Raw genomic sequence first — 11,801 nt, 5'->3', positions numbered from 1 at the left:
GCCCCACCCGACTCTCACCCCCCACCTCCCCGGCGGCGCCCGCAGCACCCCCCACCTGCCGACGGAAACCCTCACGCACCTCGCCGCGCTCACCGCTCTCCACGCCCACCACCACCCCGCCGACCTCGCCCCGCACCTCCCCGAGACCCCGGCCAGGGTCCCCGTTCTCCCGACCTACCCGTTCCAGCACCGCCCCTTCTGGCTCGATGCCCCCGCCGCGCTCACCAGCGCGACCGACCTCGGCCAGCTCGGGACCGCCCACGCCCTCCTCGGTGCCGCCGTCCAGCTCGCGGACACCACCGGGAGCGGCGCCGGCTCCGCCGGCACGACGGTGTTCACCGGCCGGGTCGGTCTCAACACCCACCCCTGGCTGGCCGATCACGCCGTCGCCGGTACGGTCCTGCTGCCCGGCACCGCCCTCGTCGACCTCGCGCTGCACACCGGCGACCACACCGGCGCCACCCACCTGCAAGAGCTGACCCTCCACGCGCCGCTCACCCTGGACGGGGCCGGCACCCACGACGTGCAGGTCACCACCGCTCCCCAGCCCGGGCCGGAGGGCGAGGACGCGGGCCGGTGGCAGGTGACGATCCACTCCCGCCGCCACACCGCCGACGACGCCGAGCCGGAGCCCTGGACCTGCCACGCCACCGGCATCCTCACCGCCGACGACCCCGCTGCCGGCACGGCCCCGGCGCTGGCCCAGTGGCCGCCGTCCGGTGCCGAGCCCGTGGAGGTCGCCGACCTCTACCCCCGGCTCCTCGCGGCGGGTTACGAGTACGGGCCCGCGTTCCAGGGCGTCACCGCCGCCTGGCGCGGCGCCGACGGCGCCCTCCACGCCGAGATCGCCCTCCCCGAGGACACCGACGCCACCGGCCACACCATCCACCCCGCGCTCCTCGACGCGGCCCTCCACCCCCTCGCGGCCGAGAAGGTCGGCAAGGACGACGCGGACGGCCGGCTCCGGCTACCCTTCGCGTGGACCGGCGTCACCGTCCACGCCACCGGCGCCACCCATCTGCGCGCCACGCTCATCCCCACCGGCGAACACGGCCACGACCTGACCCTGCACACCTGGGACCCCTCGGGTGCGCCAGTCGCCACCGTCACCGCGCTCAACTCCCGCGCGGTCGACGCCTCGGCGCTCACCGGCGCCGCCCACGCGGGCGCCGCGACGCGCAACAGCCTCTTCCACCTCGTCTGGAACGCGACCGCAGCCGAGCACCAGGAGCGGGCCGGGCTGGTGGCACCGGAGCTGGTGGACCTCTATGTCGCGGCTCCCGCCGAGGAGGACGGCCCCGTCGCCGCGCACGCGGCGGCGGAGGCGCTGCTCGCCCACGTGCAGGGCTGGCTGGCCGCCAACGACCGGACGGACCGCCGCCTCGCCGTCCTCACCCACCGCGCCGTCGCCACCAACCCGGCCGACGACGTCCACCTGCCGCACGCGCCGCTGTGGGGCATGGTCCGTACCGCCCAGAACGAGAACCCGGACCGCATCCACCTCGTCGACACGGACACCGCCACCGACGCGTTCACCGGCGGCGACCCCGCCGCCGTCCCCCACCTGCTCGACGCCCTGGCCACCGGGGAGCCGCAGCTCGCCGTCCGCCACGACCAGGTCCTCGCCCCCCGGCTCGCCCGCTCCGCCGACGGCGCCGCCGACGCGCTGGCGATCCCCGCCGACGAGCAGTCCTGGCGGCTGGACAAGACCGCGTCCGGCACGTTCGACAACCTGGCCCTCCTGCCCAACCCGCACCTCCCCGAGGAGCTGGCACCGCATCAGGTACGGGTCGCGGTACGGGCCATCGGGCTCAACTTCCGCGACGTCCTGATCACCCTCGGCATGTACCCGGGCGAGGCGCTGCTCGCCAGCGAGGGCGCCGGTGTCGTGACCGAGGTCGGCGCCGACGTCGCCAACGTCGCCGTCGGCGACCGCGTCATGGGCATGTTCCCGAACGGCGTGGGCGCGCAGACGGTCACCGACCACCGCATGGTCACCGCCATCCCCGAGCGGTGGTCCTTCACCGACGCGGCCGGGATCCCGGTGGCGTACCTCACCGCGTACTACGGGCTCAAGGACCTCGGCGGCCTGGAGGCCGGCGAGTCGCTGCTGCTGCACGCCGCGACCGGCGGCGTCGGCTCCGCCGGGCTCCAGCTCGCCCGCCACTGGGGCGCCGACGTCTACGCGACCGCCAGCCCCGGCAAGCACCACCTGCTCTACGCGCAGGGGCTCGACCAAAACCACATCGCGTCCAGCCGATCCCTGGACTTCGAAGACCACTTCCGCACCCACACCCCCGACCAGGGTGTCGACGTGGTCCTCAACGCCCTCGCGCACGAGTTCACCGATGCCTCCCTGCGCCTGCTGCGCCCCGGCGGCCGGTTCCTGGAGATGGGCAAGACCGACATCCGCGACCCGCAGGCGGTCGAGGCCGAACACCGGGTCCGCTACCAGAACTTCGACCTCATCGAGGCCGGCCCGGACCGCATCCAGGAGATGCTGGTCCACCTGGCCGAGCTGTTCGCCGAGGGCCGCCTCACGCCGCCGCGGACCACCTGCTTCGACGTACGGCACGCCCCGCACGCGCTGCGGCACCTGAGCCAGGCCCGGCACACGGGCAAGCTGATCCTCACGCTGCCCCGGCCGCTCGACCCGGACGGCACCGTGCTCATCACGGGCGGCACCGGCGGCCTGGCAGGCCTGACGGCCCGTCACCTGATCACCGAGCACGGCGTACGCCACCTGCACCTGGCCTCGCGCAGCGGCCCGGACCACCCCAACGCGGCCGCCCTCGGCAAGGAACTCGGCGCACTCGGCGCGCAGGTCACCATCACGGCCTGCGACACCACCGACCCCGAGGCCGTGCACCGTCTCGTCGCCTCCGTCGACGAGCAGCACCCGCTGACCGCCGTCATCCACACCCCCGGCGTGCTCGACGACACGATCCTCACGCAGCTCACCCCGGAGACGCTGCACCCGGTCCTGGCGCCGAAGGTCGACGCCGCCTACCACCTGCACCAGGCGACCCGGCACCTGGACCTCGCCCACTTCGTCCTCTATTCCTCCGCCGCGGGCACGCTGGGCAACCCGGGGCAGGCGAACTACGCCGCCGCCAACACGTACTTGGACGCCCTCGCGCACCACCGCTCCCGGCAGGGGCTCCCCACGACGAGCCTCGCCTGGGGCTACTGGAAGCACACGACGGACCTGACGAGCCACCTCGGTGACAGCGAGGTCGCCCGCAGCGACGCCGCGCTCAGCACCGAGCACGGCCTCCAGCTCCTCGACGCGGCCCTCGCCACCCCGTCCCCGTACCACCTCTGCGTCCCGCTGAACCCGGCCACGCTCCGCACCGGCGACCGCGTCCCCGCCCTCCTGCGCGACCTCGCCCCGCGGGCGCGCCGCCGGGCGGCCGCCGCCGTCGCGGCGGGCGAGGTCTCGGGGCTCGCGCAGCAGCTCGCCGGACTCTCGGCCGCCGACCAGCAGCGACTGCTGCTCGACCTGGTGCGTACCAACGCCTCCGCCGTCCTGGGCCACAGCGACGCCGCGGCGGTGGACGCGCAGGCACCGTTCAACGACCTCGGGTTCGACTCCCTCACCGCGGTCGAACTGCGCAACCGGCTCGACGCCGCCACCGGGCTGCGGCTGCCTGCGACCCTGATCTTCGACTACCCGACCGCCCAGGTCCTCGCCGAGCACATCGGCGCCGAACTGCTGGAGTCGGCGCCGCGCTCGGCGGCGCCGCAGTTCGTGAGCGCCGACGCCGCGGACGACCCCGTCGTCATCGTGTCGATGGCGTGCCGCTTCCCCGGCGACGTCCGCTCGGCCGCCGGACTGTGGAAGCTCGTCACCGAGGGCCGCGAAGGGGTATCCGGCTTCCCGACGAACCGCGGCTGGGACCTCGACAACCTCTTCGACCCCGACCCGGCGGCGACGGGCAAGAGCTACACCAGCTACGGCACGTTCCTGCACGAGGCCGACGAGTTCGACGCGGACTTCTTCCGCATGAACCCGCGTGAGGCACTGGCCACGGACCCCCAGCAGCGGCTGCTGCTGGAGACCTCCTGGGAGGCGTTCGAGCGGGCCGGCATCGACCCGGGCACGCTCAGGGGCAGCAGCACCGCGGTCTACGCCGGCGTCATCTACGGCGACTACGCCTCGCGGCTGATGCAGAACGCCCCGGAGGGCTTCGAGGGCTACCTCGGCAACGGCAGTGCCGCGAGCGTCGCCTCGGGGCGGGTCGCGTACACCTTCGGGCTCGAAGGCCCGGCGGTGACGGTGGACACGGCGTGCTCGTCGTCGCTGGTCGCGCTGCACCTCGCGGCGCAGGCGCTGCGCAACGGCGAGTGCGACCTCGCGCTCGCGGGCGGCGTCACCGTCATGTCGAGCCCGGGTGCGTTCATCGAGTTCTCCCGGCAGCGCGTGCTGTCGGTGGACGGCCGGTGCAAGGCGTTCGCCGAGGCGGCGGACGGCACGGGCTGGGGCGAAGGCGTCGGCCTCGTACTGCTGGAGCGCCTGTCGGACGCGCAGCGCAACGGCCACACGGTGCTGGCGGTGCTGAAGGGCTCCGCCATCAACCAGGACGGCGCGTCCAACGGCCTCACCGCCCCCAACGGCCCCTCCCAGCAGCGCGTCATCGAGCAGGCGCTCGCCAGCGCCGGGCTGACGCCCGGTCAGGTGGACGCGGTCGAGGCGCACGGCACGGGCACGGCGCTGGGCGACCCGATCGAGGCGCAGGCACTGCTGGCCACGTACGGGCGCGAGCACAGCCCCGAGCGCCCGCTGTGGCTGGGCTCCATCAAGTCGAACATCGGGCACACGCAGGCAGCGGCGGGTGTGGCGGGCGTCATCAAGATGGTCGAGGCCATGCGCCACGGCACGCTGCCCCCCACCCTCCACGTGAACGAGCCGTCCCAGCACGTCGACTGGAGCTCCGGCACCATCTCGCTGATCACGGAGTCGACTCCGTGGCCCGAGAGCGACGAGCCGCACCGGGCGGCGGTGTCCTCCTTCGGCATCAGCGGCACGAACGCGCACGTGGTGCTGGAAGCGGCACCGGTCGAGGCCGCGGCGGCGGAGCCGGCTGCGGAGCAGGTTCCGGACAAGGAGGCCGTGGCCGCGCCGGTGCCGGTGGTGGTGTCGGCCCGCACGGCGGATGCGCTGGCGCAGGCTGCGGGACAGCTCGCGGAGTACGTGGAGCGGCACCCGCAGGTCGAGGTGGGTGCGCTCGCGTCGGGGCTGTGGTCCGGTCGGGCGAAGATGGAGTACCGCGCGGGCGTCGTCACGGCCGACCGGGACGAGTTGCTGGAAGCCCTGACTGCGCTGGCCACCGGTGCCGCGCACCCGGCGTTGGCCACCGGGCCGGGGTCCGCGGTCGCGGGCAAGACCGCGTTCGTGTTCCCCGGCCAGGGGTCGCAGTGGACCCGTATGGGCTACGAACTCGCCGCCGAAGAGCCCGCGTTCGCGGCGCACCTGGCCGCATGCCGCGATGAGTTGTCCCGTTGGTGCGACTGGGACCTCCTGGAGGTCCTCGCCAGCGAGGACGAGGACGCGCTCGACCGTGTTGACATCGTGCAGCCCGCACTGTTCGCCGTCATGACGGGCATCGCCCAGCTCCTGCGCCACCACGGCGTCGAACCCGACGCGGTCATCGGCCACTCCCAAGGCGAGATCGCCGCCGCCTACGTCGCCGGCGCACTCACCCTCTCCGACGCCATCGCTGTCGTGGCGCTGCGGGCGCAGGCCATCACCCGCCTCGCCGGCACCGGCACCATGGCCTCCTTCCCCCTCCCCCAGGACGAACTGGGCGACCTGCCCGAAGGCGTCCACGTGGCCGCGGTCAACGGCCCGCACACCACCATCCTCGCCGGAGAAACACAGCCGCTGACGGATCTGGTCAACGCGTACCAGGAGCGCGAAGTCCGCGCCCGGCTGATCCCCGTCGACTACGCCTCACACACCCCCCACGTCGAAGACCTGCGGGAAACGATCCTCGGCGACCTGACCCAGCGCGCCGGCATCGAGCCGATGCCGCCGACGATCCCCTTCTACTCCACCCACACGGGCGCCCTGCTCACCTTCGACCAGGACCTCGACCCGGAGTACTGGTTCAACAACCTCCGCCACCCCGTCCACTTCCACACCACCCTCGAACAACTCCTCGACGACGGCCACCACACCCTCATCGAGTCCAGCCCCCACCCCGTCATGACCGCCGCCCTGGCCGACACCTTCGAGCAGCGCGCCACCCCGGCCCGCCACTACGCGACCCTCGTCCGCAACGACGACACCAAGGTGCGCTTCCTCACCGCGCTCGCCACGCTCCACACCCACCACCACCCGATCGACCTCACCCCCCACCTCCCCGCCGCCGACCTGTCGGGCGACGGACTCCCCGAGCTGCCCACGTACCCGTTCCAGCGGGAGAGCTACTGGCTCCACGGCTCCGCCCAGCTCACCAGCGCGTCCGACCTCGGCCTGGGCACCACCGCCCACCCGCTGCTGCACGCCGCCGTCCCGCTCGCGGACGAGGCGGGCACGGGCGCCGCCGGCGTGGTGGTGTTCACCGGCCGCGTCGGCCTGAGCACGCACCCCTGGCTCGCCGACCATGCGGTTGCGGGTACGGTCCTGCTGCCCGGCACGGCACTTGTGGACCTCGCCCTGCACACCGGCGACCACACCGGCGCCACCCACCTTGAGGAGCTGACGCTCCAGGCGCCGCTGGTGCTCCAGGAGTCCGGCGCCCGCGACCTCCAGGTCACCGCGAGCCCCCACCCGGAGGCGGACGGCTGGCAGGTCACGATCCACTCCCGCCCCCAAACGGACGACGAGGCCGAGCCCGAGCCGTGGACCTGCCACGCCACCGGCGTCCTCACCGCCGAACCGGCGGCGAAGGCCGAGGCACTCGACCAGTGGCCGCCTGCGGGCGCCCAGGCGCTCGACGTGTCCGAGATCTACCCCCGGCTGGCCGCGGACGGCTACGAGTACGGGCCCGCCTTCCGCGGTGTCACCGCGGCCTGGGCGCAGCCCGACGGCACGCTCCACGCCGAGATCACCCTGCCCGAGGACACCGACCCCGACGGGCACACGATCCACCCCGCCCTGCTCGACGCCGCCCTCCACCCGCTCGCGGCCCACGGCGGCGCCGGGACCAAGGCGGACGCGGCGGAGGACGCGCAGGTACGGCTGCCGTTCGCGTGGACCGGTGTGTCCGTCCACGCCACCGGCGCCACCCACCTCCGTGCGACGATCACACCCACCGGCGCCGAGGGCCACGACCTCGCTCTGCGCGCCTGGGACCCCACCGGCGCCCCTGTCGCCACCATCGGTGCCCTCAACACCAGGGCCGTCGCCGCGTCGGCGCTGACCGGCGGTGCCGACGCCGGCGCCGCGACCCGCAACAGCCTCTTCCACCTCTCCTGGAGCCCCGCCGGGGCGGAGCAGGAGGAGCAGCCGGAGCTGGACCGGTACGACGTCCACGTCGCCGCGCCCGCCGCCGAGGACACCCCGGCCGCTGCCCACGCCGCGACCGAGGCGCTGCTCGTTCACGTACAGAACTGGCTGGCCGCGAGCGACCAGACCGACCGGCTGCTCGCGGTCGTCACCCACCGGGCCGTCGCCACCCACCCGGCCGAGGACGTCCACCTCGCCCACGCCCCGCTGTGGGGCCTGCTCCGCAGCGCCCAGAGCGAGAACCCCGACCGCATCCATCTCGTGGACACCGACGCCACGGGCATCGCCCCGGACGCCGACGCCGCCGACATCCCGTACCTCGCCGACGCACTCGCCACCGGCGAGCCGCAGGTCGCCGTTCGCGGCGGCCAGGTGCTGGCCGCGCGCCTCGTGCGCGCGGCGGGCGCGGAGAGCGGTGTGCTGGACGTGCCGGAGGGCACGTGGAAGCTGGGCAATGAGGGCGACGGCACACTGGAGGCGCTCGCGTGCCGGCCCGCGCCCGAGTGGGACGTGCCGCTGACCGGCAGCCAGGTGCGCGTACAACTGCACGCGGTCGGCCTGAACTTCCGCGACACGCTCATCGCCCTGGGCATGTACCCCGGCGACGCCCCCCTCGGCAGCGAGGGCGCCGGGGTGGTGACCGAGATCGGCGCGGACGTCACGAACGTCGCGGTCGGCGACCGCGTCATGGGGCTCATGCCCGAGGGCGCCGGCAGCCGGGCGATCACCGACCACCGCCTGCTCACGCCCGTCCCGGCGGAGTGGTCCTCCACCCAGGCGGCGGGCACTCCGGTGGCGTTCCTCACCGCGTACTACGCGCTGAAGGACCTGGGCCGCTTGGAGGCCGGCGAGTCACTGCTCCTGCACGCCGCCACCGGCGGCGTCGGCTCCGCCGCGCTCCAGCTCGCCCGCCACTTCGGCGCCGAGGTCTACGCGACCGCCAGCCCCGGCAAGCACCACCTGCTCTACGCCCAAGGGCTCGACGACGCGCACATCGCGTCCAGCCGGAGCCTGGACTTCGAGGAGCACTTCCGCACCCACGGCCCCGACCAGGGCGTGGACGTCGTCCTCAACGCCCTCGCCCACGAGTTCACCGATGCCTCGCTGCGCCTGATGCGTCCCGGCGGCCGGTTCATCGAAATGGGCAAGACCGACATCCGCGACCCGCAGACGGTCGAGGCCGAACACGGGGCCCTCTACCGGAACTTCGACCTCATCGAGGCCGGCCCGGACCGCATCCGGCAGATCCTGGCCCACCTCACCGAGCTGTTCGCCGAGGGACACCTCACCCCGCTGCCGACGACCTCGTTCGACGTACGGCAGGCTCGCCAGGCGCTGCGCTACCTGAGCCAGGCCCGGCACACCGGCAAGGTGATCCTCGACCTGCCGCGGGCGCTCGACCCGGACGGTACGGTCCTGATCACCGGCGGCACCGGCGTCCTCGCGCGCCTGACGGCCCGCCACCTGATCACCGAACACGGCGTACGCCACCTCCTCCTCGCCTCCCGCAGCGGCCCCGACCACCCGGACGCCGCAGCACTCAGCGAAGAACTCGAAGCGCTCGGTGCCGAGATCACCGTCATCGCCTGCGACGTCACCGACGCCGACGCCGTACGCACCCTCGTCGACTCCGTTGACGAGGGGCACCCGCTGACCGCGGTCATCCACACCGCGGGCGCCCTGAACGACGCCGTGCTGACCAAGATCACCCCGGCCGACCTGCGCCCGGTCCTGGCGCCGAAGGTCGACGCCGCGTACCACCTGCACCAGGCCACCCGGCACCTGCCACTGGCCCGGTTCGTCGTCTACTCCTCGGCCGCCGGCACGCTCGGCAACCCCGGCCAGGCGAACTACGCCGCCGCCAACACCTACCTCGACGCCCTCGCCCACCACCGCACCCGGCAGGGCCTCCCCACCACCAGCCTCGCCTGGGGCTACTGGAAGCAGGCCACCGGACTCACCGCACACCTCACCGCCGACCAGCAGGGCCGCACCGGCACGGCACTCACCACGGAACACGGCCTGCGGCTCTTCGACGTCGCGCTCCGGGACCGCCCCGAGTCGACGCTTGTCTGCATGCCGATCGAGCCGGGCGGCCTGCGCCGCGCGACGAAGGTGCCGGCACTGCTCCGCGACCTCGTCCCGGCCACCGCGCGCCGCGCGACCGCCGCGGGCGCGAGCGCGGTGCGGCGCTCCGGCCTGGCGGAGGAGCTGGCCGGGCTCGGCGAGGCCGAGCAGGACCGGCTGGTGCTGGACCTGATCCGGAGCAACGTCGCGGCCGTCCTCGGCCACGCGCGCCCCGAGACCATCGACCCGCAGCGCCCGTTCAAGGAGCTGGGCTTCGACTCCCTCACCGCCGTCGAACTCCGCAACCGCCTCACCAACGCCACCGCTCTCCAGCTGCCGTCCACGCTGGTCTTCGACCACCCGACGCTCACCGAGCTGTCGGTGTTCCTGCGGGGCAAGCTGCTGGACGAGCAGCCGCGGGTGCGCGCCGCGAAGCAGGTCGCGACCGTCGTCGACGACGACCCGATCGCCATCGTCTCGATGGCCTGCCGCTACCCCGGCGGGATGCGGCGGCCCGAGGACCTGTGGAAGCTGGTCTCCGAGGGCGTCGAGGCGATCGGCGACCTGCCGGACGACCGGGGCTGGGACCTCGACGGCCTGTACGACCCGGACCCGGACGCGCCGGGCAAGATGTACACCCGCAAGGGCGCGTTCCTGTACGACGCCGGGCAGTTCGACGCGGACTTCTTCCACATGAACCCGCGCGAGGCGCTGGCCACGGATCCCCAGCAGCGGCTGCTGCTGGAGACCGCGTGGGAGGCGTTCGAGCGGGCCGGCATCGACCCCACGAGCCTCAAGGGCAGCAGCACCGGCGTGTTCGCGGGCGTCATCTCGCAGGACTACCTGATGCGCATGCACGACGCGCCGGACCACCTGGAGGGCTACTTCGCCACCGGCGGCTCCGCGAGCATCGCCTCGGGGCGGGTCGCGTACACCTTCGGGCTCGAAGGCCCGGCGATGACCGTGGACACGGCGTGCTCGTCGTCCCTCGTTGCGCTGCACCTCGCGGCGCAGGCGCTGCGCAACGGCGAGTGCGACCTCGCCCTCGCCGGCGGCGCCACCATCATGGCCACCCCCGGCACCTTCCAGGTCTTCTCCCGGCAACGCGGCCTGGCCGCCGACGGCCGCTGCAAGCCCTTCGCCGACGCCGCGGACGGCACCGGCTGGGGCGAAGGCGTCGGCCTGGTGCTGGTCGAGCGGCTGTCGGACGCGCGGCGCAACGGACACGAGGTACTCGCCGTCGTCCGCGGCTCCGCCATCAACCAGGACGGCGCGTCCAACGGCCTCACGGCGCCCAACGGGCCGTCGCAGCGCCGCGTCATCGAGCAGGCCCTCGCCAACGCCGGGCTGAGCGGCGACCAGGTCCACGCTGTCGAGGGGCACGGCACGGGTACGACGCTGGGCGACCCGATCGAGGCGCAGGCCCTGCTGGAGACGTACGGCCAGGCGCACTCCGAAGAGAATCCGCTGTGGCTGGGCTCCATCAAGTCCAACATCGGGCACACTCAGGCCGCGGCCGGTGTGGCGGGCGTCATCAAGATGGTCGAGGCCATGCGGCACGGTGTGCTGCCCCCGACCCTCAACGTCGACGCGCCCACCAGCCATGTCGACTGGGCCGCGGGCCACATCGAGCTCCTGACCGAGGCCCGTCCCTGGACCGAGGAGACCGGACCGCGGCGCGCGGCGGTGTCGTCGTTCGGCATGAGCGGCACCAACGCGCACCTGATCCTGGAAGCGGCCCCCGCCGAGGCGGACGCCGAGGCCGGGCCGGAAGCCGAGGCCCCGCCGGTGCCGGTGGTGGTCTCCGCCCGTTCGGCGGCGGCGCTGGCACAGTCGGCCGGCCGCCTTGCGGAGTACGTGGAGCAGCACCCGGAGACCGAAGTGGGTCCGCTGGCCGCGCGGTTGTGGTCCGGTCGGGCGAAGATGGAGCACCGCGCAGGCGTCGTCACGGCCGACCGGGACGAACTGCTGGAAGCCCTGACCGCCCTGGCCACGGGTGCCGCGCACCCGGCGCTGGCCACCGGGCCGGGGTCCGCGGTCGCGGGCAAGACCGCGTTCGTCTTCCCCGGCCAGGGGTCGCAGTGGACCCGTATGGGCTACGAACTCGCAGCAGAAGAACCCGCGTTCGCGGCGCACCTGGCGTCGTGCCGGGACGAGCTGTCCCGTTGGTGCGACTGGGACCTCCTCGAAGTCCTCGCCAGCGAAGACGAGAACGCGCTCGACCGTGTTGACGTCGTGCAGCCCGCGCTGTTCGCCGTCATGACCGGCATCGCCCAGCTCC

1 protein-coding gene is annotated in these 11,801 nt (G+C 73.8%); it reads left to right on the top strand.

From position 1 onward, the window contains the following. A partial coding sequence (locus LG396_RS38485) for a type I polyketide synthase (protein ID WP_225798267.1) occupies positions 1-11,801 on the top strand: 11,801 nt, incomplete at both ends.

This window comes from Streptomyces aculeolatus, assembly GCF_020400605.1.
In the GTDB taxonomy this organism is placed as follows: domain Bacteria; phylum Actinomycetota; class Actinomycetes; order Streptomycetales; family Streptomycetaceae; genus Streptomyces; species Streptomyces aculeolatus.
The sequence above is the reverse complement of the archived record's forward strand: the minus strand, read 5'-3'. Positions and strand labels throughout refer to the sequence as shown.